Annotated in this window: 23 protein-coding genes; 11 read left to right on the top strand and 12 right to left on the bottom strand. The window is 69.7% G+C overall.

Going from position 1 to position 24,111, the window contains the following annotated elements:
* Positions 1-18: 18 nt before the first annotated feature.
* Positions 19-1,200, bottom strand: coding sequence for an MFS transporter (locus FPZ12_RS15630; protein ID WP_144751285.1), 1,182 nt, complete (start codon positions 1,198-1,200; stop codon positions 19-21).
* A 76-nt stretch (positions 1,201-1,276) separates the two neighbouring features.
* Between FPZ12_RS15630 and FPZ12_RS15625 the strand changes: the two genes are divergently transcribed.
* Positions 1,277-2,350: a LacI family DNA-binding transcriptional regulator gene (locus FPZ12_RS15625; protein ID WP_208025857.1), complete on the top strand. Its 1,074-nt coding sequence runs from the start codon at positions 1,277-1,279 to the stop codon at positions 2,348-2,350.
* Positions 2,351-2,531: 181 nt separating this feature from the next.
* Positions 2,532-2,912: a peptidase inhibitor family I36 protein gene (locus FPZ12_RS15620; protein ID WP_144751292.1), complete on the top strand. Its 381-nt coding sequence runs from the start codon at positions 2,532-2,534 to the stop codon at positions 2,910-2,912.
* A 165-nt stretch (positions 2,913-3,077) separates the two neighbouring features.
* Here FPZ12_RS15620 and FPZ12_RS15615 read toward each other — a convergent pair whose 3' ends face one another.
* Positions 3,078-5,060 (bottom strand): glycoside hydrolase family 2 protein, encoded by a 1,983-nt coding sequence (locus FPZ12_RS15615; protein ID WP_144751295.1) that lies wholly within the window; start codon positions 5,058-5,060, stop codon positions 3,078-3,080.
* A gap of 361 nt (positions 5,061-5,421) precedes the next feature.
* Between FPZ12_RS15615 and FPZ12_RS15610 the strand changes: the two genes are divergently transcribed.
* The gene (locus FPZ12_RS15610; protein ID WP_144751297.1) at positions 5,422-5,658 is read left to right on the top strand and encodes a S1 RNA-binding domain-containing protein; all 237 of its coding nucleotides are present in this window, start codon (positions 5,422-5,424) and stop codon (positions 5,656-5,658) included.
* A gap of 52 nt (positions 5,659-5,710) precedes the next feature.
* Here FPZ12_RS15610 and FPZ12_RS47000 read toward each other — a convergent pair whose 3' ends face one another.
* Positions 5,711-6,865, bottom strand: coding sequence for a protein phosphatase 2C domain-containing protein (locus tag FPZ12_RS47000; RefSeq protein WP_208025856.1), 1,155 nt, complete (start codon positions 6,863-6,865; stop codon positions 5,711-5,713).
* Positions 6,866-8,026: 1,161 nt separating this feature from the next.
* On the opposite strand from FPZ12_RS47000, the gene FPZ12_RS15600 reads away from it, so the two are divergent.
* Both FPZ12_RS15600 and yaaA read left to right on the top strand, forming a co-directional pair.
* A complete protein-coding gene (locus FPZ12_RS15600) occupies positions 8,027-8,539 on the top strand; it encodes a GNAT family N-acetyltransferase (protein WP_144751300.1) in 513 nt (170 codons plus the stop codon).
* Positions 8,540-8,607: 68 nt separating this feature from the next.
* Positions 8,608-9,339 (top strand): peroxide stress protein YaaA, encoded by a 732-nt coding sequence (gene yaaA / locus FPZ12_RS15595; RefSeq protein ID WP_144751303.1) that lies wholly within the window; start codon positions 8,608-8,610, stop codon positions 9,337-9,339.
* Positions 9,340-9,349: 10 nt separating this feature from the next.
* On the opposite strand, the gene FPZ12_RS15590 is transcribed toward yaaA, so the two are convergent.
* Positions 9,350-10,432 carry an NAD(P)/FAD-dependent oxidoreductase gene (locus tag FPZ12_RS15590; RefSeq protein WP_144751306.1) on the bottom strand — a complete coding sequence of 361 codons (1,083 nt, stop codon included), beginning with the start codon at positions 10,430-10,432 and terminating at the stop codon, positions 9,350-9,352.
* Between the two features lie 180 nt (positions 10,433-10,612).
* Between FPZ12_RS15590 and FPZ12_RS15585 the strand changes: the two genes are divergently transcribed.
* The 3 genes from FPZ12_RS15585 (at position 10,613) to FPZ12_RS15575 (ending at position 14,342) form a co-directional block, all read left to right on the top strand.
* The gene (locus FPZ12_RS15585; RefSeq protein ID WP_144751309.1) at positions 10,613-11,494 is read left to right on the top strand and encodes a serine protein kinase RIO; all 882 of its coding nucleotides are present in this window, start codon (positions 10,613-10,615) and stop codon (positions 11,492-11,494) included.
* Between the two features lie 222 nt (positions 11,495-11,716).
* Complete coding sequence (locus tag FPZ12_RS15580; RefSeq protein WP_144751312.1) at positions 11,717-13,081, top strand: DEAD/DEAH box helicase; 1,365 nt, start codon at positions 11,717-11,719, stop codon at positions 13,079-13,081.
* An 85-nt stretch (positions 13,082-13,166) separates the two neighbouring features.
* Positions 13,167-14,342, top strand: a complete 1,176-nt coding sequence (locus FPZ12_RS15575; RefSeq protein WP_144751314.1) for an 8-amino-7-oxononanoate synthase — start codon at positions 13,167-13,169, stop codon at positions 14,340-14,342.
* Here the strand turns inward: FPZ12_RS15575 and FPZ12_RS15570 are convergent.
* Positions 14,308-14,739, bottom strand: a complete 432-nt coding sequence (locus FPZ12_RS15570) for a GNAT family N-acetyltransferase (RefSeq protein WP_144751317.1) — start codon at positions 14,737-14,739, stop codon at positions 14,308-14,310. The genes FPZ12_RS15575 and FPZ12_RS15570 overlap by 35 nt on opposite strands.
* A 9-nt stretch (positions 14,740-14,748) precedes the next feature.
* Positions 14,749-15,579 carry a S1 family peptidase gene (locus tag FPZ12_RS15565; protein WP_144751320.1) on the bottom strand — a complete coding sequence of 277 codons (831 nt, stop codon included), beginning with the start codon at positions 15,577-15,579 and terminating at the stop codon, positions 14,749-14,751.
* A gap of 163 nt (positions 15,580-15,742) precedes the next feature.
* On the opposite strand from FPZ12_RS15565, the gene FPZ12_RS15560 reads away from it, so the two are divergent.
* Positions 15,743-16,588 (top strand): M15 family metallopeptidase, encoded by an 846-nt coding sequence (locus FPZ12_RS15560; protein ID WP_144751348.1) that lies wholly within the window; start codon positions 15,743-15,745, stop codon positions 16,586-16,588.
* Between the two features lie 64 nt (positions 16,589-16,652).
* Positions 16,653-18,083, top strand: a complete 1,431-nt coding sequence (locus tag FPZ12_RS15555) for a mycothione reductase (protein ID WP_144751351.1) — start codon at positions 16,653-16,655, stop codon at positions 18,081-18,083.
* Here the strand turns inward: FPZ12_RS15555 and FPZ12_RS15550 are convergent.
* Positions 18,074-19,291, bottom strand: a complete 1,218-nt coding sequence (locus FPZ12_RS15550) for a CynX/NimT family MFS transporter (protein ID WP_144751324.1) — start codon at positions 19,289-19,291, stop codon at positions 18,074-18,076. The two genes, FPZ12_RS15555 and FPZ12_RS15550, sit on opposite strands and share 10 nt — an antisense overlap.
* 28 nt (positions 19,292-19,319) lie before the next feature.
* Here FPZ12_RS15550 and FPZ12_RS15545 point away from each other — a divergent pair, with 28 nt between their 5' ends.
* Positions 19,320-20,009 (top strand): FadR/GntR family transcriptional regulator, encoded by a 690-nt coding sequence (locus FPZ12_RS15545; RefSeq protein WP_144751327.1) that lies wholly within the window; start codon positions 19,320-19,322, stop codon positions 20,007-20,009.
* Here the strand turns inward: FPZ12_RS15545 and map are convergent.
* The 5 genes from map to ispG form a co-directional block, all read right to left on the bottom strand.
* Entirely contained in the window at positions 19,978-20,835 is an 858-nt protein-coding gene (gene map, locus FPZ12_RS15540) for a type I methionyl aminopeptidase (RefSeq protein WP_144751331.1), read from the bottom strand. The two genes, FPZ12_RS15545 and map, sit on opposite strands and share 32 nt — an antisense overlap.
* Positions 20,836-20,863: 28 nt before the next feature.
* Positions 20,864-21,718, bottom strand: coding sequence for a GNAT family N-acetyltransferase (locus FPZ12_RS15535; RefSeq protein WP_144751334.1), 855 nt, complete (start codon positions 21,716-21,718; stop codon positions 20,864-20,866).
* Positions 21,719-21,765: 47 nt separating this feature from the next.
* On the bottom strand, positions 21,766-22,158 hold the full coding sequence (locus tag FPZ12_RS15530) for a VOC family protein (RefSeq protein ID WP_144751337.1): 393 nt from the start codon (positions 22,156-22,158) through the stop codon (positions 21,766-21,768).
* Entirely contained in the window at positions 22,155-22,973 is an 819-nt protein-coding gene (locus FPZ12_RS15525; RefSeq protein WP_144751340.1) for a helix-turn-helix domain-containing protein, read from the bottom strand. The genes FPZ12_RS15530 and FPZ12_RS15525 overlap by 4 nt, the downstream gene beginning before the upstream one ends.
* Before the next feature lie 15 nt (positions 22,974-22,988).
* On the bottom strand, positions 22,989-24,111 hold a 1,123-nt coding region (gene ispG / locus FPZ12_RS15520; RefSeq protein ID WP_144751343.1), incomplete at its 5' end, for a flavodoxin-dependent (E)-4-hydroxy-3-methylbut-2-enyl-diphosphate synthase.

Genomic DNA, 24,111 nt, shown 5'->3' with positions numbered 1-24,111 from the left:
TACGAGGGTATGCCTGGCTCAGCACACGGTCGTGTCCGCGGTGAGTTCACGGTGACGTGCGCGACCTGCGCCGACGGCCGCCGGAGCGATCACGGCCGCCAGCAATCCGACCACGACGAACGAAGCGGACAGTGAAGTCAGCTGCGCTATTCCGCCGACCACAGGCGGCCCGGCGAGGAACCCGCAGTAGGCGATGCTCGTGACGAACGCGATCTCGCGCTCACCACCGCCGCCATCACCCCGCTGCCCGGCGGCGCCCGCGAGACTCAGCGCGATCGGGAAGGACGCCGCCAAGCCGACACCTGCCAACGCGAAGCCTGCGTAGGCAAGTCCGGCGACGGGAGCGAGGGCGGCCGTGACGAGCCCGACACCGGCGAGCGCCGCACCGGCCGCGAGCGTCCTGGTGGGCCCGAACCGGTTCTGCACCCACGCCCCACCGAGCCTGGTCGTGGCCATCGCGAGCGAGAACACGGAGAAAGCCAGCGCGGCCGCGCCCTGACTCAGCCCTTGCGACGTCACCAGCAGCAGTGCCGACCAGTCGGAACACGCTCCCTCCGCGATCGCCGAGCACAACGCGATCGACGCGAGCAGCCAGAGCACGGGCCTCTTCACCAAAGCGACCCGTGGCCGGGGTTCGGCCTCCGCAGCACGGGGCTGCGCCCGTGGCAGCCCTCTCGCGACCAGCAGCAGCACCACTACCGCGATCCCCGCGGCGACCAGGAAGTGCCGGAACGGCGACCAGGCGTGGGCGGCCGCGAGACCTGCGGCGGCCGAGGCGAGCAGCCCGCCGAAGCTGAACCCCGCGTGGAAGACCGGCATGATCGCGCGGCCGACGCGACGTTCGACGACCACCGCACCGATGTTCATCGAGACATCCAGGGCGCCGACGGAGGCACCGAGACCGAAGAGCACCACTCCCAGAGCTGCCACTGAGCCGGCGACACCGACGACCGGAAGGATCACGCAGGACGCCAGGGTCGAAACGATCATCACCGCGCGAGATCCGAAGCGTTCGGTCAGCCTGCCCGTCAGCGAGCCGGCGATCACCATGCCGACGCTGGCCCCGAGCAACGCCAGCCCGAGCGAGCCCGGCGGTGCCTGCAGCCGCTCGGCCAGCGCGGGCACGCGAGGCGCCCAAGAGCCGTACACCGCGCCGTTGAGCGCGAAGACGACGAACACCGCGACCCGGTCCCCCACCATGTGACACCTCCTTATCTCACAATGACTTAAGCGCTTCAGAATGTCCACCGTGTTCCGGCTGTCTTAGGCTGTGCGGATGACGCCCCGTCGACGCCCCACCCTCGACGACGTGGCCGACGCCGTGGGCGTCTCACGCGCCACGGTGTCCAACGCGTACAACCGACCGGACCAGTTGTCCGCGGAACTACGCTCAGAGGTGTTGCGCACCGCCCAGCGCCTCGGCTACACCGGGCCGAATCCGATCGCGCGAAGCCTCGCCACCGCACGCACCGGCGCCATCGCCTTCATGCTCGACACCGGCCTGTCCGCCGCCTTCTCTGACCCTGCGTTGTCCATCACACTCGACGCGCTGGCAGCGACAGTCGACCCGGGCGGACACGCCCTGCTCCTTCTACCTGGCGGGGAAGACGGCGGCCCGCGCGCGGACCGAGTACTGACCGCGCAGGCCGATCTCGCGGTGGCTTACTCGCTCGCGGAGCGGGCGCCCGCCCTGCGAGCAGTGCACCAGCGAGGTCTGCCGCTGGTCGTCATCGACCAGCCGGTGGTGCCCGGCTCAGCCCGTGTCAGCATCGACGACCGAGGCGGCGCCATCGCCGCCGCCCGGCATCTACTCGAACTCGGGCACCGCAGGTTCGGAATCCTTTCCGCACAATGCCTTTCCACACCACGCAGCGGCCCGCTCACCTACCGGGAGGCAGCGGACAGCCGCTTTCTGCACTACCGCGAGCGACTCATCGGTTATCTGGAAACCCTTGCGGCAGCAGGGTTTTCACCCGAGAGCGTGCCCATCTGGGAAACCTCGGGGTTTTCCAGGGAGGACGCGATACTCGGTGCGGGCGGTTTGCTCGACCGCGGAGAACGCCCGACCGCATTGCTCTGCATGTCGGACGAGCTCGCGCTCGCCGCGATCACCGCGGCACGACAGCGCGGGATCGAAGTACCTGGAGATCTGTCCATTGTGGGGTTTGACGACACCCCCGCGGCCCGATGGGGCGAGCCGCCACTGACGACAGTACACCAGGATCTCGTCGGGAAGGGACGGCTGGCGGGGGAATTCGCGCTCCGGCTGCTGGCCGGAGAGCGGCCGTCCGCTCCGACCACTTTGGACGTCGAACTGATCGTACGAGCCTCGACCGCACCCGCGCGATAGCAGAGCCGGTTTGACCCGGCAAGCGCTTTCTGGAAAGTGTGGATAACTTTTCCCCGATCGAGCGAGCGAAAACTACTTATCCACAGAAGTAAAAATTCCTAATGACAACCTCGCTCCGACGCGCCATTCTTGTCGGCAGCGGCACGAACGAGCCGCATCACCGTTTCCAGGGGAGTGAAACATGAATCTGCGTGCGTATTTGCCGAGGATGCTCGTCCTCGCGGCGCTGGGCATCCTGAGCACGTCGGGGATCGCGCAGGCCGACGAAGGCGGGCCCGAAACCGCCTGCCAGCAAGGAGAATTCTGCGTCTGGAGCGGGGAGGGATACACCGCCACGCCGCAAAAACTGGACCTGCGGACGGCGAACCCCGAAGAATGCATACCGTTGGCCGACGAAATGGCAGGCAAGTCGTTCGTGAACCTGCTGGACCGTGACGTGACGGTCTACCAGAGCACCGAATGCACGACCGAAGGCGACTTCACCACGTATCCCGGACACGGCACCTACGTACCCCACGCCCCCTTCGTCGTGCGCGCCGTGAAGATCTGGGACATGACCTGATCCGGTCTGCTTGAGCCAGGCGGCCGCCGTCGCTCCTGGGGACCTCGAGTCCGGTGGCGAGCCGTCCTGAAGGGCCGTTCCTCCCTGTGAACGGCCCGGCCCGCGGGTGCGCTCCCGCCCCGACATTCCGCGCACCCGCGGGCTTCCCTTCAGAGAAAGGAGAAATCATCCATCGGTCTCGGCCGGAGTCAGGTCGCGGTGAGCGCCGACTTCCTCGGGAGGCAGCGCCCTGGCCGGCCTGGTCAGGATCCTGCGGATGTCCGCGGGATCGGCCTTGGGCCTGCGGTCCGCTGTGAGCAGGCCGTTCCGTTCCTGCTCGGTATCGGTGAGCTGGGTGTAGCAGAAACCGGCCACGACCGGGGATTCGAGCACGGCGGAGACCAGATCGTCGAGTTTACGAAGAAGATCGGCCGAGTCGGTCACTGTCGAGTACCCGAACCAGTTCTCGCCCGCGGCAGGGGCGTAGGACAGGCCGCCGAATTCGGTCAGCATCACCGGACGCCCGGGCGTCATCTCGCCGAGGAGGAGGCGCCTGCCACCGGGGCGTCCTCCGGCGAGGGTCAGCCGCACGGCCTCGGCATCGCCATAACGTGAACGAAGGGAGGAACCGATGGGCGCGTAATCGTGCACGCCGTAGACGTCCGTGTCAGCGATTTCCCAGCCATCATTGGATATCACCGGCCTGGTCGGGTCGACGGCCTTGGTCAGGTGATAGAGCGAAGAGGCGAAGTTTCGTTGAGCGGGTACGGTCGCGATGTCCGGCACGCCCCAGCTCTCGTTGAGTGGCACCCAGGTGACGATGCTGGGGTGACTCCGATCCCGACGGACGATCTCCAGCCACTCGTGGGTAAACCGTTCCACGGCGGTCGCGCCGAATTCGTAGGCGTTGGCGGTCTCACCCCAGACGATCAGGCCGAGCCGGTCGCACCAGTAGAGGAACCGCGGATCCTCGGCCTTCTGGTGTATCCGGACGCCGTTGAAGCCGAGCTCCTTGATGAGCTCGGCCTCACGGCGCAGGGCTTCCGGACCGGGTGAAGCCAGCTGGGACTGTGGCCAGTAGCCCTGTTGCAGGGCCATGCGCGGAAAGTACGGCACGTGATTGAGCAGGAAGCGGCCGTCGGCCACCCCGACGTCACGAAGTCCTAGGTAACTCGTGACGTGGTCGGCGGGTCCATGGCCGGGCAGCAGTTCGACAGTGGCGTCCAAGAGGGTGGGTTGTTCCGGTGACCACAGCAAGCGAAATCGGTCCTGCCCGTGTCGCAGGGCCGGGATCGCGATCTCGGACCGGAATCGCCCGGCGTCCACACGGACTGTCTGCTCGGCCAGGACCTCGTCGCCGAGCCGGAGGATGACACGAAGGCGGGCTGGTTGACGGGGAAAAACGGAAAGCTCGCCCTCGCACGCGACGGTTCCTCGCGCGACATCGGGGACCCACTGGAGTTCGCGCAGATGCAGTGCGGGCACCACCTCTGCCCATACGGGTTGCCAGATTCCGGTGGTGCGGTGGTACCAGATGTCGTGCGGTTCGGCGCGCCAATCCTGCTTCCCGCGGGGTTGCGCCGAATCGTCCGGCCGGTCCTCCGCTCTGACCACAATGGACTGAGGTTCACCATCGAATCGAAGGAAGTCGGTGATGTCGAAGGAAAATGGCGTCTGCCCACCCAGGTGTTCACTCGCCGGCACTCCGTTTACCCACACGGAAGCCGCATAGTCGACGGCGCCGAAGTGCAGTATCAGCCGATGTCCGGGTGACACTGTCGGCGCCTCGAACTCGCGGCGGTACCACACGACGGTGTGCGGCTCGGTGGCGCGCACTCCGGAAAGCTCGGACTCCGGTGGGTACGGGACGGTGATCGTGCGCTCGAACACCGAGTGGTCGACCTGGTCGGCATACCAGCGCTCCGCGCGACCACGGTCCTCGTCGTCGAACGTGAACTCCCATTGCCCGCACAGGTCGTGCCAGCCGGGCCGGACGAGCTGAGGGCGCGGGCAAACGTTCTCGGGTGCGAAGGTCGTGGCGTCTGGTGTCCGCGGGGGCGTTTCACCTGTGTCGACGGTGTTGCCAGAGCCGGTGGCTTCCGGAGTGCCGGGCGCGTTCGGCGATTCGATTCTGGGCTCCTTTGCTGGGCACGGGTTGTTCCCGGGCATCGGATTCGTTCACACCGGGCGATACCGTTCCGGATCCGGCAGCTCGGGCCGGGTTCGGTCGCCGCGCGGGCTCCGAAAAGAGATCGCCACCGGGCCGAACGATACGCAAACTCGCACGGCTCGGCGAACCGTTGCGTCGCGCCGTGCTGGTGGCCCACCGCCGGCGGATCGGCGGCGTGAGCCGCGACCATTGAGCAGCGCGCCGCCCGTTGGTACGGTATTCGCTGTGACTGCCGGGTCGGCGAAAAGCCGTGAGCGGACAAGGTTCCCGGCCACGCCGTGACTCTCCGGCGGGCCAGGAGCCCGCCGACTCCTCCTTCGCGAAGTTCCTTCAGCTGGGATCGCGAAAGGAGGTGATCACATGTCCCAGCACGTGAGTTGGCGAGCGTTCCTCGTCGAGCATGCCGAGGGTGGCGTCGTGCATGCCACCGTCACCGGGGTCGCGCCGTTCGGCGCCATTCTGGAGGCAGGGCCCGATGTGCACGGCCTGTTCCCGCGTTCCGATTGGACGGGCGAGCCGCAGGTCGGCTCGACCATCGCGGTACGGATCGCGGCGGTCGACCTCGAACGGCGGCGGGTGCAGTTCACTGCCGCATGACGTCCGGTTACCCGGCAGTGCTCGTGGGCGGGGTCGTGCCCCGCCCACCGTCCTAGGAGGCGTCGCCGGCGGTTGCCTGAGTGGCGCGCTTGGTGGCGTCCTCGGCTGGCGCTTCGGAGGCCGGTCGCTTGTCGCCAGCCTCGGTGGTCGGCGCATCGGTGGCTTCCACCTCCGATGCGTTGGTGGCTTCCGCGGTCGGCACGTTCGCGACCGCGGGCGCAGCGGCGGTTTCCGGCGCCTTCGCGGTCACCTCGGCCGCGCTATCGGCGACGGCCTCCGCCTCGGCGGATTCGTCGGCGGTGTCGGCCTCCCCGGCGGCATCGTCGGCGTTGTCGTGCGCGGCGGCATTGTCGTGCGCGGCGGTGTCATCGGTGGCGGCGGTGGCTGCGGTCTCCTCAGTCGCGCCGGTTCCCGCGACCCCGGCGACGTCTTCGGGCGTTGACTCCGCGTTCTCCCCTTCGGGAGTGCCGATGTCGGCGACCACACAGGTGATGTTGTCGGGGCCACCGCCGGCGTTCGCCAGTTCGACGAGCTTCTGGACGACCGACGGCGGCTCGGGCACCTCCGCCAGGATCTCTTCGATGATCTCGAACGGCACCACGTCGGACAGCCCGTCCGAGCAAATCAAGTACCGGTCGCCGGGCAGGGCCTCGACGAAGAACAGGTCCGGGTCCGCCTCGCCGCCGCTCTGCAGCGCACGGGTCAGCACCGAGCGGCTCGGATGCGTGGCCGCTGCCTCCGGGGTGATCCGGCCCTGGTCCACCAGCTCCTGCACCACAGTGTGGTCGCGGGTGATCTGCTCCAGCTCGCCCGCGCGCAGCCGGTACGCCCTCGAGTCGCCGACCTGGGCGGCACTGAAGTGGGTGCCGTCCCACAGCAGCGTCGTGAGCGTCGTCCCCATCCCGTGCAGGCGCGGGTCCTTCAAAGCCAGCTCGGTCAGCCTGTCGACGGCGTCCTGGACCGCGGCGGCGAGGAGCTCCAGCGTGTTCGTCAGCTCGATCTCGTCCGCGGCGAGGCGCTGGTCGAGCTCGGTGATGGCAGCAATGGCGGCCGAGCTGGCCACCTCCCCGGCGACGTGCCCGCCCATCCCGTCGGCAACGGCGAGCATCCGCGGACTGGTGTAGACCGAGTCCTCGTTCCCCTCGCGTCGTTGGCCGACATCGGTGGCGACGGCGTACCGGAGAGTCAGCGAGCCACTGGGTTCCATAAGTGAAGTAAAGCAGTGGCCGCCCAGCGGCGGCACCGGCCTCACCCCCGGTGACCGGCGGAGCATCCCGGACCAGGGCTCGACGCCTCCTCCCGCTCGCGCGTCGAGCTGGGCACCACGTCCACTTCGGAACCGATCTTCGCTGCACACGGGCACGCGGGACGATCTCGCAGGGTTATTGCGCTGGCACGCCACTTCGCCGCCGCAACGGCAAGCTCGCATCGGCCACACAGGAAACGCACACCGGACGAACACCCCCGCCGGGGTGGTTCCTCCCGGAAGCCCGAACTGTGCGCGATCGCCCCGAAAGCCACGTTGACGCCCGCCCGCGCCTACACGAGAACCCGCCCGGTTCACCATGCCCGCACACCAGCCGCCACGCGCCACCGCAACGCACGAACGCAGGCCACCGCCCACTTCCGCGACGCACCAACATCACCCCTGCCCACCTGGAACGCACCAACATCGCCCTCGCCCACCTGGACAGCACCGGACACGCGCCTCAACGACCGAACGCGAGCCGCCGCCCACGCCCGCAACGCACGAACGCAGGCCACCGCTCGCCCTCCGCCGCGCACGAACACTGGATCGCACCTCGACAGGGCCCGAACGCGGCTCGCCACGCGTCTCGACAGCGGCCGAACACGGGCCACCTCCCCTCTCAGCAGCGGCCAAAACGCGAGCCACCGCCCACGCCCGCAGCGCGCCAACGCCGCTGCCACCGCCCACGCCCGAAGTGCGCCTACGCCGCTGGCACTGCCCGCCCGGCCAACGCGTGGAACGCGGGCCACCGCCCATCTCCGCAGCGCATGTGCGCTGCCACTGTCTCCCTCGACAGACAGCGAACAACGGCCCACCACGCCTCGCGGCAGCGCAGGCCACCTCTCACGTCAGCAGCGCCGGAACGAGGCCCACCAAGCCAAAGGCGGCGCACCGACCGCCTAAGGCATCCACCAGAGAAGGCAACGCTGGAACCATCCGCGAGAAGGCGGCCGCCGGGGGCCTGCACAGAAAGCCGGGTGCGCTCGCGGCCTCATGGCGAGGAGACTGGGCAGCAACACAGCAACGCAGCAGCACAGCAGCACAGCAAAGCCGCAGAACGGAGAACGCAGAACCGGCATCGCGCGCGCCGCGACAGCCGGGGCGAGTTCGGGGGGTCGGATGCGTATTCGCCGGGTGACGGTGGCCGATCTGCCGACCCTGCGGGACATCGAGCGGTCGGCGGGCGCGCCCTTCCGCGAGATCGGCATGGCGGCCATCGCCGACGATGAGCCGCCGTCGATCGCCGAGCTTGGGCGGTACCAGAGGGCCGGCCGGGCCTGGGTGTCGGTGGACGACGCCGATCGGCCCGTCGCCTACCTGGTCGCCGAGCCCGTCGACGGCAACCTGCACATCGAACAGCTCTCCGTCCACGCCGACAACGCGCGCCGGGGCATCGGCCGCACCCTCCTCGACCGCGCCGCCGACTACGCCCGCACCAACGCCCTTCCGGCACTGACCCTGACCACCTTCGCCGACGTGCCGTGGAACGCGCCCTACTACGAAAGATGCGGCTTCCACCGCCTGGCCGACGACGCGCTCACCCCGGGCCTCCGCGAAATCCGCGAGCACGAGACCCGAGTCGGGCTCGACCGCTGGCCGCGGCTCTGCATGCGCAAAGACCTCGACCGATGACACGGCGCGCGCCGCCGTCACCGGGCACAGTCAACGACCGGTACTTCACCAACGGTTAACCTGCAGACGTGCTCGTGTTGCTTCCTCCCTCCGAAACCAAGGCGCCCGGCGGGGACGGGCCCGCGCTCGACATCGACGGGCTCTCCTTCCCGGAGCTGAACCCCGTCCGCCGCAAGCTCGCGGACGCGCTCGTCGACCTCGCCGGCGACGTACCCGCCAGCCTTCGCGCGCTGGACTTGTCGCCGCGTCAGGAGGACGAAGTGGCACGCAACGCCGCACTGCACTCCTCCCCCACGCTGCCCGCGCTCGAGCGCTACACGGGCGTGCTCTACGACGCGCTGGACATCGGCGGCTTCACGAAGAGCCAGCTAGCCAAGGCCGAACAGCGCCTCGCCGTCGCCTCCGCGCTCTTCGGCATAGCCCGCGCCGCCGACCGGATCCCGGCCTACCGGCTTTCCGGCGGGTCGTCGCTGCCGTCGCTCGGCACGCTGCGCGGCCTCTGGCGCCCCGCGCTCGAGCCGGTTTTCGCCGGTATGGACGAGCTGATCGTCGACCTCCGCTCCGGCGCCTACGCCGCCCTGGCGCGCATCCCCGGCTCCGTCACCGTGCGGGTCGTCACCCCGGCAGGCAAGGTCGTCAGCCACCACAACAAGGCATACAAGGGCAAGCTCGCCGCCGCGCTGGCCAAAGCCGGGCGCGAACCGTCCACTGTGGAGGGTCTGCTCGGCGTGGCGTCCAGGGCCGGGTTCGCGATCGAGCGCACCGGCGACAACGAACTGGAGCTCGTGACCGAGCACTGACCCCCGCGCATCATCCCGCGGCGAACCGCCCTGGCCGGTACGGGGTCAGATCCAGTTCCGGCCGCTCCCCCAGCGCGAGTGCCGCGACGAGACTGCCCGCGTACGGCGCCAATGTCAGCCCGCCCGCCCCGAAACCGGTGGCCAGCAACACATCCGGCCGGTCATCGAGCGGCCCGAGCACCGGGAGCCCGTCCTCGGTCGCCGGCCGGAAGCCGACCCGGGTCTCTACCAGCGTCGCATCGGCGAGGCCCGGGGCGACGCGCAGCGCATGGTCGAGCACTTCGCGTTGCCCGGCCGCGGTGATCCGGTAGTCGAAGCCCGAACCCGTCTCCCTCGTCGCGCCGGCCACCACGCGCGAGCCGGGGAAAGCCAACAGGTAGTGACTCGACACGGGCAGCACCACCGGCCACGGCGAAGTGTCCGCGCCCGGCAGCTCAAAATGGCTGATCTGCCCTCGCTGCGGCGCCACAGCGATCGACGGCACCAGTTCCGCGCTCCACGCCCCGGCCGCAACAACGACCTTGTCCGCGGCCAGCTTCTCCCCGTTGACGACGACACCGCCGTCGACGAGACCGGCCTCTCCGACAATGGTCTGTACCCCTCGCGCGGCCGCCGCCGACAGCAGTGTGCGTCGCAGCTGACGGCCATCCACCCGGCCGCCGCCCGCGACGTGCACCGCGCCCAGTTCCGGCGCCAGAGCCGGGAACAGCGAACGCGCCTCGCCCGGATCGAGGCGCCGCACTTCACCCGCCGCGGGAGCTGCCGCAGCACGCGAGGAAATCCGTTGGTACGCCTCGCGCAATTCTGTCTCGTCGGCGGACACGACCATCCCGCCGACCACTTCGAACGACGTGTCCCGCCAGCCGTCCTCGGCCAGCTCGCCAATCAGCTCCGGGTAGTACGCCGCGGCTCGGGAGGCGGCCTGGTAGGTCTCCGCCGAACGCGCCGTCCACGGGCAGACGATGCCGGCTCCGGCCGCCGTCGCAAGCCCTTCTCGCTCCGCCTCTACGATCACGGCCTCGGCACCTCGCCGGGCAAGCTGATAAGCGACGCTGGCACCGGCGATCCCGGATCCGATGACGATCACACGCATGCTCGCCAGTCTGCCGTAAATCGGTTGCGCCGCGTCCGCGTCACACCTCATGCTCGATGCCTCCCGGACGGAAAGGAGGACGCCTGATGACTGTCTTCGTGCTGCCCCGCGCCCTTCACCTCCCTCCGCCCGCCGGCTGACGTGCCCGGTGGGTGCACCTTCCGGCAGGAGAAACCCACCATGCGCGAACGCGCCCGTTTCGACGACGAAGAAGACCCGTACACCCGCCGCGGCCGCCTCACCGAACGCGAACGCGCCCGGCGCGCCGAGCTCCGCGAAAACGCCCACGCGGAACCGGAAACCCGCTACTCGACCTGGGACACCGGGGAACGCGGGCCCCGTCCATACCCGGACTGGCTGGTCACCGAGCTGGCCGCCGTGGACACCGAGCTCGGCATCCTCAAGACCGGCAAGGAAGCCGACGTGCACCTGCTGCGCCGCGGCATACCGGGTGACGATCGGAGCAGTCTCCTGGCGGCGAAACGCTACCGCGCCGCCGAGCATCGCCAGTTCCATCGTGACGCCGGCTACCTCGAAGGACGGCGAATGCGCCGGTCCCGCGAGAACCGGGCGATGGCGGGGCGGACGTCCTTCGGCCGCAACCTGATCGCCGAGCAGTGGGCCGCCGCCGAGTTCGCCGCGTTGAGTCGCTTGTGGACAGTCGGCGTCCCGGTGCCGTACCCGGTGCAGCGCAACGGAACCGAACTGCTGCTGGAGTTCCTCGGGGACGAGGACGGCACCGCCGCGCCGCGGCTGGCGCAGCTCAGGCCCGAGCCCGAAGAACTCGATCACCTGTGGTTCCAGGCACTGCGGGCGATGGAGCTGCTCGCCGGGGAAGGGCTCGCGCACGGCGACCTCTCGCCCTACAACATCCTCGTGCACCGCGGCACCCTGATGCTGATCGATCTGCCGCAGGTCGTGGACGTGATCGCCAACCCGGCCGGAGCGGAGTACCTTGAACGGGACGCGAGCACCGTGGCCCGCTGGTTCACCACACGTGGTCAGCACGTGGAACTACCGGCAGTACTGGAGCGGCTACGAAATCGGGCCGGTCTCCGGTGAACGCGGTCACTCCGCTAGACTGATCACAGACCGCAACCGGCGGCGTGGAGTGTTGTTTCTTCGCGGCCAAAGCCAGGCAATGAGTGGCTCGCGGTAATCCACCCACCAACGGCGCACCGAGCGCCGGGTCCGTCCCTGTGAACGCCCAGGACAACACTGCGCCCTGCGCCATGCCGGGCAGTTGGGCCTCCCTTGTGACGTGCCACGTCCGAGAGGCAGTTAGTGAGCATCACCTTCGAGTCCACTTCGGTGACCTCGTTCGCCGACCTGAACCTCCCGCAGCCGCTGCTGAAGGCGCTGCGCGAGGCCGGGATCGACGCCCCCTTCCCGATCCAGTCCGCCACCCTGCCCGACGCGCTCGCCGGGCGTGACGTGCTGGGCCGGGCGCAGACCGGTTCGGGCAAGACGCTGGCCTTCGGCCTGGCCCTGCTGGGCAGGCTCGGCGGCGGCAAGGCGCGGCCGAAGCGGCCGCGCGCCCTCGTCCTCGTCCCCACCCGCGAACTGGCGATGCAAGTCGCCGACTCGCTCGCCCCGCTGGCCAAGGCGATGGGCCTGTGGTGCCGCACCGCCGTCGGCGGGATGGCCTTCACCCGCCAGGCCGACGTGCTCAACCGCGGCGTCGACCTGCTGATCGCCACCCCGGGCCGGCTGTCGGACCACGTGCGCCAGGGCACCTGCATCCTGTCGGACACGAACTTCATCGCGCTCGACGAGGCCGACCAGATGGCCGACATGGGCTTCCTGCCGCAGGTGCGGGAGATCCTCGACCTCACCCCGCAGGGCGGGCAGCGGCTGCTGTTCTCGGCCACTCTCGACGGTGACGTCAAGAAGCTGGTCGACCGGTACCTGACCGACCCGGTCGAGCACTCGGTCGCCCCGGTCACGGCGAGCGTGGACACCATGGACCACTACGTGTTCCAGGTGACCCACCAGGACAAGCAGGCCGTGATCACGAAGATCGGCGCCCGCGACGGCCGCACGATCATGTTCGTGCGCACCAAGCACCACGTGGACAGGCTGGCCGAGCGGCTGCGCGCCAAGGGCGTCGCCGCGGGCGCGCTGCACGGCGGCAAGACCCAGGGCCAGCGCAACCGCGTGCTCGCCGACTTCAAGGAAGGCCACACCCCGGTGCTGGTCGCCACCGACGTCGCCGCCCGCGGTATCCACGTCGACGACGTCAGCCTGGTGCTGCACGTCGACCCGGCGGCCGACCACAAGGACTACCTGCACCGCGCGGGCCGCACCGCGCGCGCCGGGGCGTCCGGTGTCGTGGTCACGCTGGTCACGCCTGACCAGCGCCGCACGGTCCGGCGGATGACCGAGCGCGCCGGCGTGCGCGCGGAGTCCTCCGTCGTCCGGCCGGGCGACCAGGAACTGTCCCGCGTCACCGGCGCTCGCGAGCCGAGCGGCGTGCCGGTGCCGGAGCGGCGCCACGAGCCGCAGCGGCGTGGCCCGCGTGGTGACCACCGCCAGGGTGGTCGTTCGCGCGGCTTCGGCGGCGGGCACCGCCAGGGCGGTTTCCGCGACGGCGGGCCCCGTCCGCCGCGGCGTGACGGGCGTGGCCCCTCGCGCCGGACACGCGACTGATCGGTAATCGCAGGTGAAGGCCATCGGCACGCTGGTGCCGGTGGCCTTCATCCGTTTCGGTGGGCGAGACTGAGAAGATGCCCGGGTGGATGCAGCCCAGAGTTCAACGCCCGAGCAGGTCTTCGACTGGCTGGATGCCGAGGCGGACAAGCGATCCGGTGCCGGACTGGCGCACAGGCTGATCCCCCGCCCCGCCGCCGCGAAGGAACTGGATCTCGCGGGCGAGGACTATCTCGGGCTGGCGCACGACAAGCGGGTGGCCGGGGCCGCGGCGGCCGCCGCGTTGCGCTGGGGCGCGGGCTCGACGGGTTCCCGCCTGGTGACGGGTTCGACGGAGCTGCACGCGGAGTTGGAGCATGAGCTGGCGCGGTTCTGCGGGGCCCAGGCGGCTCTGGTGTTCTCTTCGGAGTTCACCGCGAACCTGGGTGCGGTGACAACGCTTTCCGGCGCCGAAGCGGCGATCATCGCCGACAAGCACATTCACCCCTCGCTGATCGACGGCTGCAGGCTTTCCCGCGCCGAAGTGGCGGCGATGAACCACAACGACGTGCCCGCGATCAAGAACGCGCTCGCGACGCGGCGGAAGCCGAGGGCGCTCGTGGTGACCGATTCGGTGTTCTCCGTGGACGGTGACAGCGCGCCGCTGGAGGAGCTGTCGCAGGTGTGCCGCGAGCACAGCACGGCGCTCCTGGTGGACGACGCGCACGGGTTCGGCGTGCTCGGCGACGGAGGCCGGGGCGCCGTGCACGCCGCCGGGCTGGCCGGTCAGCCGGACGTCGTCACGCTCATCCCGCTGTCGAAGGCGCTGGGCGCGCAGGGCGGCGCCGTGGTGGGGCCGCGCCGGGTGATCAAGCACGTGGTGGACAACGCGCGCAGCTTCATGTTCGACACCGGGCTCGCACCTGCCAGCGCCGCCACCGCGCTCGCCGCGCTCGGGGTGCTGAAATCCGAGCCGGAGCTGCCGGAGAAGGTGGTGCTCAACGCCAGCCGGATCGCGGAACAGTTGCGGGACAACAAGTTCCAGGTCAGCGAGCCGCAGGCAGGCGTGCTCTCGGTGCGGGCTCCGTCGGCCGAGGAGGCCGTCGCGTGGGCCGCTTGCTGCGCCGAGCAGGGTGTGCGCGTGGGCTGCTTCCGGCCGCCGGCGGTGCCGGACGGCGTCTCCCGGCTGCGGCTGACGGCGCGCGCGAGCCTCACCGAGTCCGATGTGGACAGTGCGGTGAAGGTGATCAGCGGTTCGGCGCCACGCGGCGCCACATCGTGATGTGCGGGATGCCGTCCTCTTCGAACACTTCGCCCTCGGGCACGTACCCGAACTTCGCGTAGAAGCCCTGCGCGTACGTCTGCGCGTCGAGGACGCTCGGCTCGTCACCGATCAGCTCGACCGCCGCCGTCATGAGCCGCGCGGCGAGGCCCTGCCCGCGAGCGTGCTTGGCAGTGACCACACGGCCGACACGGTAGCCACCCGGCTCGGTCAGCACCCGCAGGTACGCGTCGACCCCGTGCTCACCCTCGATCCAGAAATGCCGCGTGTCCGCGCGGATGTCACGCCCGTCCAGCTCGGGGTACGGGCAGTTCTGCTCGACGACGAACACATCGACGCGCAGCCGGAGGATGTCGTACAGCCGGCTCGCACTCAGTTCCGTTCCCGGGACGTTCACACGTCCTGACTACCAGAGCAGGGAACGCTTCTGCGACTGCGCCTTGATGTCGTTGGCGTACGTCGACACCCGGGCGTACACGCCGGGCTTGCCCGCCTGCGCGCATCCGTCGCCCCAGGACACGATGCCGATCAGCGTGTCCCCCACCAGCAGCGGGCCGCCGGAGTCACCTTGGCAGGCGTCCGTGCCACCCTGCGGGTATCCCGCGCAGACCATGCTCTTGGCGTCGTAGTTGCTGTAGCTCTGCGAGCAGCTCGCGTCACTGACCACCGGCACGGTCGCCTTGCGCAGCACCTCGGAGCGAGCACCGCCGTCGGCCGTGCGACCCCAGCCCACCACCGTCGCGTTCGTGCCCTCGCGGTACAGCGACTGGTCGGAGCTGTCCGGCAGGGACACCGGCCGGTACGACACCTGCCTGTCGAGGCTGAGCACCGCCACGTCGTCCCCCTTGCCGGGGTCGGAGTACCCGGGCTCGGTCCACACGTCGGTGACCTTCGTGACCACGCCGCCGCTGCCGTTCTCGTCCTGCCTGCCCGCGACCACGCGCAGATTGGACTCGCTCATCGCCGTCGCGCAGTGCGCGGCCGTGACCACCGCCGACGAGGAGACCAGCGTGCCCCCGCAGAACTGGTTGCCCTTGCTGTCGGTCAGGTACACCGCGTACGGATAGTCCTGAATGGACGCTTCCTGTCCGCCGACGATGTACGGCCTGGCCTGCGTGGCGGAGTCCGAAGACCCCGACGTCGCGGCCACCGCCGCGATGGGCAGCGAAGCGGCCACGGCCGCGGCCGCCGCCAGAGTCAGCCGGAACCTGCGGTCACGACGGGCGTGCTTGGCCATGGGAATCCCCCTCCACCGAGTACTCAAAGCCTGGTCGCGCTCGGCTGTCGGAAGACTCCGGCGCGTGAGAATGCAGCCGGAAGTACCCTAGTCGAGACACCTGCCCACGTGCTGTCACTGAATCGGGTGGTCTGCCAAGCTGGGACTCGTGCGTCTTTCCCCAGTGGCGGTTCTCGTGGCCGTGTTCGGCCTCGCGGCCTGCGGCACCACGGGACAGCCCGCGCCTGCTCCCACCAGCAGCGCGCCCGCTGTCACCACGACAGCCGAAGCGCCGAAAACGACCACGACGGCACCGGCGACCACGGCGGCGCCCGCCGCATGGCAGGTCGGCGCGCATCCGCTGCCGTTGCGCAAGGACGGGTTCGGCGAGATCGAGCCGACCCCTCAGGTGCTTCGAAACCGGAGCCTGCCGACGACGGATTTCCTGCCGCCACCGGCGAACGGCCAGTACGCGGCCACCGTCAACGCCGTGCCCCAGAGCGTGCTCGCGCGCAGCACCTGGCAGGCCGCGTGCCCCGTGAAGTCGACGGACCTGCGCTACCTGACGATGTCGTTCTGGGGGTTCGACGGCAAGGCGCACACCGGTGAGATGCTCGTCAACGCGACCGTCGCGGAGGCCGTGACCAAAGTGTTTGGCCAGTTGTTCGCGGCACATTTCCCGCTGGAGGAGATGCGCGTCACCCGCGCCGACGAACTCGACGCTCCGCCGACCGGAGACGGCAACAACACGAGCGCCTTCGTCTGCCGGCCGGTGCGCGGGCAGACGAACTGGTCGGCGCACGCCTACGGGCTCGCGATCGACCTGAACCCGTTCTGCAATCCCTACACCAAGGGCGATCTGGTGCTGCCGGAGCTGGCCTCGGCCTACCTCGACCGCTCGTGGCGGCGGCCCGGCATGGTGCTGGCAGGCGACTCGACCGTGCGCGATTTCGCGGCGATCGGCTGGAGCTGGGGCGGCGCCTGGCAGAACCCCACGGACCGGATGCACTTCAGCGCGACCGGCGAGTGAGGGAACAACGCCGGACGTGCCAGGGTTGGCAGTGATGGCAGTGCGAACCACGCGGAGGATGAACGTGCCCCACTACGACCTGGTCATCGTCGGCACCGGATCCGGGAACTCGATCCTCGGCCCCGGGTTCGCCGACTGGAAGACGGCGATCGTCGAGAAGGGCGTGTTCGGCGGCACCTGCCTCAACGTGGGCTGCATCCCGACCAAGATGTTCGTGCACACCGCCGACGTCGCCGCCACGCCTTCGGTCAGCAGCAGGCTCGGCGTGGACGAAGAGCTGCTGAACGTGCGCTGGCGCGACGTGCGGGACAGGATCTTCGGCCGGATCGACCCGATCGCCGCCGGTGGCCGCGAGTACCGCATCGGGCACGAGGACAACGCGAACGTGACCGTGTACGAGGGCCAAGGCCGCTTCACCGGGCACAAGGAGCTGACGGTCACGCTCCCGGATCGCACGGAGACGGTGACGGCGGACAGGTTCGTGCTCGCCGCGGGCGGCCGTCCGGTGATCCCGGACATCGAAGGGCTCGAGGAGACCGGCTACCACACCTCCGACACGATCATGCGACTCGACGAGCTGCCCTCGAAGCTCGTGATCGTCGGCGGCGGGTACATCGCCGCCGAGTTCGCGCACGTCTTCGCGTCCTTCGGGGTGAACGTCACGCTGGTCGTACGGTCCGGTGCGCTGCTGCGCGCCGAGGACGAGGACGTCAGCGCCCGCTTCACCGAGCTGGCAGCCAAGAGGTTCGACGTCCGGCTGAACCGCAAAACCTTGCGCGCCAAGCGAACCTCTTCGGGTATCGCGCTGGAGCTGGCGGGCGGCGAGGTCGTCGAGGGCGACCAGCTGCTGATCGCCACGGGCCGCACGCCGAACTCCGACCTGCTCGACGTCGCAGCCACCGGAGTGTCCACGATGGACAGTGGGCACGTGGTCGTCGACGAGTTCCAGCAGACCGCGGTCGAGGGGATCTACGCGCTCGGCGACATCTCCTCGCCGTACGAGCTCAAGCACGTGGCCAACCACGAAGCCAGGGTGGTACAGCACAACCTGCTGCACCCGGACGCCAGGATCGAGGCCGACCACCGGTTCGTGCCGCACGCCGTGTTCAGCTCCCCGCAGGTCGCCGGGGTCGGGCTGACCGAGCAGGAAGCCAAGCGGCGCGGCGTGAACTACGTGACATCCACTCAGGACTACGCCGGGATCGCGTACGGCTGGGCGATGGAGGACACCACGGGCTTCGCGAAACTCCTCGCCGACCCGGAAACCGGGCAGCTCCTGGGCGCGCACATCATCGGCCCGCAGGCGTCCACCGTGATCCAGCCACTGATCCAGGCGATGAGCTTCGGCCTGGACGCGCACACGATGGCGCGCGGCCAGTACTGGATCCACCCCGCGATGCCCGAGCTGATCGAGAACGCCCTGCTGAATCTAGGGCCAGCCGCTTCCCCACCACCACCCTCAACGGAGTCGCTCCGCGACACTCCTCACACATAGCTGGGCCGCCCAGCTAGGAACCCGAACGCCATCTGACCGGCGACGGCCACCAGCAGCAGCACGAACGGCACGGTCCAGCCGCCGGTCAGGTCGTGCAGCAGTCCGAACAGGAACGGCCCCACGGCGGCGAGCAGATAGCCGATGCCCTGCGCCATCCCGGATAGCCGCGCCGTGTCCCCGCCAGTGCGCGAGCGCAGCGCGATGGTGGTCAGCGCGAGCGAGAAGACGCTCATGCCCAGGCCGAGGAGCAACGCCCACAACACCGGCGCCGCGCCCGGAGCGAGCATCACGCCCAGCGTGCCGATGAAACCGAACACCCCGAGCGCAAGGATCCACCAGCTCTGGGTCCCCTGGCGCGCGGCCAGCGGCGGCACGATCAGGCTCACCGGCAGCCCGATGATCGACACGAGGCCGAGGAGCAGGCCCGCGTCGCCCCGGCTGACCCCGGCGTCGATCAGCACCTGCGGCAGCCAGCCCATCACGATGTAGGCGAGGCAGGCCTGCAGGCCGAAGAAGAGCGTGACGATCCACGCGAGTTTGTTGCGCAGCAAGGACTTCTTCTCGCTGGTGTCCGGCGAACCCGCGCCGGTGCGCGCGCCGGGACGGCTGCGGGCGGCCACCAACCACATCACGAGCGCGATCGCGGACAGCACGGCCCAGACGGCCAACGCGGGGCGCCAGCCGCCGAGAGACGTGCCGAGTGGCGGCGTCACTGCCGAACCGAGCGCGCCCCCGGCTTGCAGCGCACCGGTGTACAGCCCGGTCATCAGCCCGACCCGCGCGGTGAACGACTCCTTGACGACGACGGGGATCAGCACGTTCGCCAGCGCGATCCCGGCAGTGGCGATCAGCGTCCCGCCGAGCACCACGAACTGCCCGTCGAGCACCCGCAGCAGCAGACCGGCCGTCAGCAACGCCATCGCGGCGCCCACCGCTCCGCCGATCCCGACCCGCTTCGCCACCCAGGGTGCGGCCGAACCGGCGGCGGCGAAACACAGGCCCGGCGCGGTGGTCAGCGCGCCGGCCCAGGTGGAGGACGCGCCGAGCGAGTCCCGCATCTCGTCCAGCACCGAACCGACCGAGGTCACGGCAGGCCTGAGGTTGACCGCGGCGAGGACCACGGCGGCACCGAGCAGACCGCTGCCGACGAGCACTCGCGGCGTGTGTTTCACGGAAGTATCGACCACAGCAGCTACTATGACAGACATAGGATGATTGGGTGAAGGGATTAATAGGGTGCCGTTAGCCACGACACGTCGGGCCGGCCTGGTGGACCAGGTGATCGGCCAGCTCCGTGACGCCATCGGCCAGGGCGACTGGGCCGTCGGCGAACGAATCCCGACCGAAGCCGCGCTCGCGGAGACGCTCGGCGTCGGCCGGAACACGGTGCGGGAAGCCGTACGCGCGCTCGCGCACAGCGGCCTGCTGGAGGTCCGGCAAGGCGACGGCACCTACGTACGCGCGACGAGTGAGGTCTCCGGCGCGATCCGCCGGCTGTGCGGCTCAGAACTGCGCGAGGTGCTCCAGGTGCGGCGCAGCCTCGAAGTGGAGGGCGCGCGGCTGGCCGCCACCGAGCGCACGGAGGAGGAGCTGGCGCGGCTCACCGAGCTGCTCGCCGAGCGCGACCGCGCCCAGCAGGAGAAGAACCACGAGGAATTCGTCCGCACGGACACCGAGTTCCACACCTACGTTGTCCACTGTGGACACAACGGGTTGCTCAGCGAGCTCTACCGCGGGCTGAGCGAAGCCATCAGCGCGAGTGTCGCGGCGACGTCACACGACACGCTCGAAGAGAAGGTCGAGATCGGCCACGGGGGGCTGCTCGCCGCGATCGCCGATCGCGACCCCGCCCGCGCCGTGGCCGAAGCCTCCGGCTTCCTGGAACTGCTGTTGCTCAGGGAAGAGTCAGAATCTCCGCGCCGGTAGCCGTCACCACGAGCGTGTGCTCGAACTGGGCGGTCCACTTCTTGTCCTTCGTGGTCACCGTCCAGTCGTCGTCCCACACGTCGTAGTCGATGGTGCCCAGGGTGATCATCGGCTCGATGGTGAAGGTCATGCCCTGCTCGATCACCGTGTCGACCGAGGGCTCCTCGTAGTGCAGCACCGTCGGCGCGGTGTGGAACGCGGGGCCGACGCCGTGCCCGGTGAAATCGCGCACCACGCCGTAGCCGAACCGCTTGGCGTAGGACTCGATGACCCGGCCGATCACGTTCAGCTGGCGCCCGGGCCGCACCGCCTTGATCGCGCGCATCGTGGCCTCGTGCGTGCGCTCGACGAGCAGCTTCGCCTCCTCGGAGACGTCACCGGCGAGGAACGTCGCGTTCGTGTCGCCGTGCACGCCGCCGATGTACGCGGTGACGTCGATATTGCAGATGTCACCGTCTTCGATCGGCGTCGAATCCGGGATCCCGTGGCAGATCACCTCGTTCAGCGAGGTGCAGCAGGACTTCGGGAAGTGCCGGTAGCCCAGCGTGGACGGGTACGCGTGGTGGTCGAGCAGGAACTCGTGCACCACCTTGTCCACGTCGTCGGTGGTGGCGCCCGGTTTCACGGCCTTGCCGCCTTCTTCCAGCGCCTGCGCCGCGATCTTGCTCGCCACCCGCATCGCCTCGATGACCTCGGGCGTGCGCACCCCGTTGCCGTTGTCCCGCTTGGGCGCCGGCTTGTCCACGTACTCGGGGCGCGGAATGCTGGCAGGGACCGGACGGCGCGGCGTCTGCACGCCAGGCTTCAACGGAGCACGCTGGGACATACCTCCAGCCTACGACTCCCGTCTGAACTCAGAACAACACCGTGGCGTACCGGCCGACCTGGCTGAAGCCGATCCGCCGGTAGGAGGCGAGCGCGGGGCTGTTGAACGAGTTCACGTACAAGCTCGCCGTGCGGCCCATGCTGTTGACCAGGCGGCTCGCCACCGCAGCCGTGCCCGCGGTGCCCAGCCCGCGCCCGCGCTTGTCCGGGTTCACCCACACGCCCTGGATCTGGCCGACATCACGGGAAAGCGCGCCGATCTCCGCTTTGAACACCACTTCGCCGGCCTCGAACCGGGCGAACGCGCGGCCGCCGGCGATCAACTCGGCCACGCGGGCCCGGTAGCTGGCGCCGCCGTCGCCGGCGCGCGGGTCGACGCCGACCTCCTCGATGAACATCGCGATCGCCGCGGGCAGGTACCTGTCCAGCTCGTCCGGCCGGACGGGGCGCACCTGCGGGTCGACCGGCACCGCGGGCTGACCCCGCAGCGCCATCAGCGGCTGGTCCGCGCGCACTTCCCTGGCCGGGCCCCATTCGGTGGCGAGCTCGTCCCAAAGGCCCAGCACCTGCTCGGACGGGCCGACCAGCGAGGAGCAGATCCGCTGCTTGCGCAGGGCGCGATCGGCGAACGACCGCAGCGCGGAGGCGTTGCCGCGCAGGGGGATCAGGTTCGGGCCGGAGAAGCAGAGGCCGGGCAGCCGGGGCGAGCGGGCGCCGCGGTAGTCGGCCGCCCACAGCTCACCGCCGAGCCGCCACGGATCCAGCCCGGCTATCTCGACCCGCGCGCTGACCATGCAACTCGCGACGGGGTCAGCTGCGAGGACAGCACGAACCGCCGGGTAGTCCCGATCACCGAGCAGCCGTGCACCGGCAAGCCGCAACACATCGTCCAGATTGCCAGATACCCCCCGCAAACGAGAAACCGACCGGCTCAGGGAGCCCCGCGGTAGGTGCCGAAGGTCCAGAAATTGCCCTCGCCGTCCCGCGCGGTGAACGTGTGCGAGCCGAATTCGGTGTCGTGGAGCGCCTCCGCGATCTCGGTGCCCGCTGCCCGCATCCGCTCGTGCACGGCGTCCACCTGATCGGTGACCACGTAGACGTTGCCGCTCCCGGCCTTCAATTCCGCGTGCACGCCTTCGCAGAACTTCGTGCTGCCGAGCATCACCCCGCCGCCCTCCGGCCAGCGCAGCTCGGCGTGCACGATGTCCCCGTTTTCGTGCGGAACGACGAGGGCCTCCCGGAACCCGGCGACGTCGACGAGGAAGCGGACAGCGGCCGGCGCGTCGTCGTAGCGCAGCGCGGGCCACACGGTTGATTCAGTCATGCCCCCGAGTCTGCGGTCATCTCCCCGTCCTGGTCTTGGAGGAATGGGAGCTCCTCCGCGATCCACACGCCCGGCGTACAGCCGGCCAGCTCGCGCCACTCGTTGGTCAGATGCGCCTGGTCGTAGTAACCGGAATCGACCGCCAGCTCCGCGAGATCTGCCCGGCCGCGCCGCAGCAGCGCCCCCGCCCGCTCGAAGCGAAGCACCCGGGCGGCCTGCTTCGGCGAAAGCCCTAGCTCACGCCGGAACCGTTCACCGAAATGCCTTCTGCTCCAGCCGACCTCGTCGGCGAGCGTGGCCACGCGGACCCGTCCGGCGGCGCGGATCATGCGCTGCCACGCCCAATCCACCTCCGGGGCGGGCTCGTTCTCCGCGGCCTCGGCGAGGAAGACCTCGTCGAGGATGTCGAACCGGCGCGGCCAGTTTTCCGCCGCCGCAAGCCTTTCCGGCAGCCGGGCCAGCCGCGGCGACCCGAGGTCACCCAGTTCCACGACCTGATCACTCAGCTCACCCGAGGAAACCCCGAGCAGCGCGGGAATCCCGAGTGGATCGAGTTCGACGTGGACCCCGCACTGGTAGCTGTCCTGCCCGATCAACGCCGGACGGACGTGCATCCCGCCGACGGGCGCGGTGAAATCGGCGCGGCCGAGCAGCCGGATCTTGTCCGCCAGGCTGATGATCAGCGTGACGTGCCGGGACGGGAGTCCACGATGGACAGTGAGGGTGACGCCCTGCTGCGTGTACCCGACGTAGCGGGAAATCCGCCGCCGCAACGCTGGATGCGGCGGACGGACTGCCCACTCCGGCTGGGACATCGGCCGCGGGCCCGGCTACCCGACCGTGACGGTGGGCTCGCCGCTGCCCTCGGTCTCCCCTGCCTCTTCGGCGATCCGCATCGCCTCTTCGATCAGGGTCTCCACGATCTGGTGCTCCGGCACGGTCTTGATGACCTCGCCCTTGACGAAGATCTGGCCCTTGCCGTTACCGCTGGCGACACCGAGATCCGCTTCGCGCGCCTCGCCAGGGCCGTTCACGACGCAGCCCATGACGGCGACGCGCAGCGGCACCTCCATGCCTTCCAGGCCCGCCGTGACCTCGTCGGCCAGCTTGTACACGTCCACCTGGGCACGGCCGCAGGACGGGCAGGACACGATCTCCAGCTTGCGCGGCCGCAGGTTCAGCGACTGCAGGATCTGCTGGCCGACCTTGACCTCTTCGACCGGCGGCGCGGACAGCGACACGCGGATCGTGTCCCCGATGCCCTGGCGCAGCAGCGCCCCGAAGGCGACCGCCGACTTGATGGTGCCCTGGAACGCGGGCCCGGCCTCGGTGACGCCGAGGTGCAGCGGATAGTCGCACTGCTCCGCGAGCAGCTCGTACGCGCGCACCATGACCACCGGGTCGTTGTGCTTGACGGAGATCTTGATGTCGTGGAAGTCGTGCTCGGCGAACAGCGACGCCTCCCACATGGCCGACTCGGCCAGCGCCTCCGGCGTGGCCTTGCCGTACTTCTCCAGCAGGCGCTTGTCGAGCGAGCCCGCGTTGACGCCGATCCGGATCGGCGTGCCGTGGTCCTTCGCCGCCTGCGCGATTTCCTTGACCTGGTCGTCGAACTTGCGGATGTTGCCCGGGTTCACCCGGACCGCGGCACAGCCGGCCTCGATCGCCGCGAACACGTACTTCGGCTGGAAGTGGATGTCGGCGATCACCGGGATCTGCGACTTCTTCGCGATCGCGGGCAGCGCCTCGGCGTCGTCGGCGGACGGGCACGCCACCCGCACGATGTCGCAGCCCGCCGCGGTGAGTTCGGCGATCTGCTGCAGCGTGGCGTTGACGTCCGCGGTCAGTGTGGTGGTCATGGACTGGACGGAGATCGGGTGCTCGCTGCCGACGCCTACCGACCCCACCATGAGCTGCCGCGTCGGGCGGCGTTCGGCGAGGACGGGTGGCGGG

Origin of the sequence: Amycolatopsis acidicola (assembly GCF_007713735.2) — a bacterium.
Classification (GTDB): Bacteria; Actinomycetota; Actinomycetes; order Mycobacteriales; family Pseudonocardiaceae; genus Amycolatopsis_E; species Amycolatopsis_E acidicola.
The sequence above is the reverse complement of the archived record's forward strand: the minus strand, read 5'-3'. Positions and strand labels throughout refer to the sequence as shown.

What these genes read in the sequence shown, in the direction of transcription:
- FPZ12_RS15630 (WP_144751285.1), bottom strand. Translation starts at nt 1,200, where the DNA reads ATGGTGGGGGACCGGGTCGCGGTGTTCGTCGTCTTCGCGCTCAACGGC.
- FPZ12_RS15625 (WP_208025857.1), top strand. Translation starts at nt 1,277, where the DNA reads ATGACGCCCCGTCGACGCCCCACCCTCGACGACGTGGCCGACGCCGTG.
- FPZ12_RS15620 (WP_144751292.1), top strand. Translation starts at nt 2,532, where the DNA reads ATGAATCTGCGTGCGTATTTGCCGAGGATGCTCGTCCTCGCGGCGCTG.
- FPZ12_RS15615 (WP_144751295.1), bottom strand. Translation starts at nt 5,060, where the DNA reads ATGCCCGGGAACAACCCGTGCCCAGCAAAGGAGCCCAGAATCGAATCG.
- FPZ12_RS15610 (WP_144751297.1), top strand. Translation starts at nt 5,422, where the DNA reads ATGTCCCAGCACGTGAGTTGGCGAGCGTTCCTCGTCGAGCATGCCGAG.
- FPZ12_RS47000 (WP_208025856.1), bottom strand. Translation starts at nt 6,865, where the DNA reads ATGGAACCCAGTGGCTCGCTGACTCTCCGGTACGCCGTCGCCACCGAT.
- FPZ12_RS15600 (WP_144751300.1), top strand. Translation starts at nt 8,027, where the DNA reads ATGCGTATTCGCCGGGTGACGGTGGCCGATCTGCCGACCCTGCGGGAC.
- FPZ12_RS15590 (WP_144751306.1), bottom strand. Translation starts at nt 10,432, where the DNA reads ATGCGTGTGATCGTCATCGGATCCGGGATCGCCGGTGCCAGCGTCGCT.
- FPZ12_RS15585 (WP_144751309.1), top strand. Translation starts at nt 10,613, where the DNA reads ATGCGCGAACGCGCCCGTTTCGACGACGAAGAAGACCCGTACACCCGC.
- FPZ12_RS15565 (WP_144751320.1), bottom strand. Translation starts at nt 15,579, where the DNA reads ATGGCCAAGCACGCCCGTCGTGACCGCAGGTTCCGGCTGACTCTGGCG.
- FPZ12_RS15550 (WP_144751324.1), bottom strand. Translation starts at nt 19,291, where the DNA reads ATGTCTGTCATAGTAGCTGCTGTGGTCGATACTTCCGTGAAACACACG.
- map (WP_144751331.1), bottom strand. Translation starts at nt 20,835, where the DNA reads ATGTCCCAGCGTGCTCCGTTGAAGCCTGGCGTGCAGACGCCGCGCCGT.
- FPZ12_RS15530 (WP_144751337.1), bottom strand. Translation starts at nt 22,158, where the DNA reads ATGACTGAATCAACCGTGTGGCCCGCGCTGCGCTACGACGACGCGCCG.
- FPZ12_RS15525 (WP_144751340.1), bottom strand. Translation starts at nt 22,973, where the DNA reads ATGTCCCAGCCGGAGTGGGCAGTCCGTCCGCCGCATCCAGCGTTGCGG.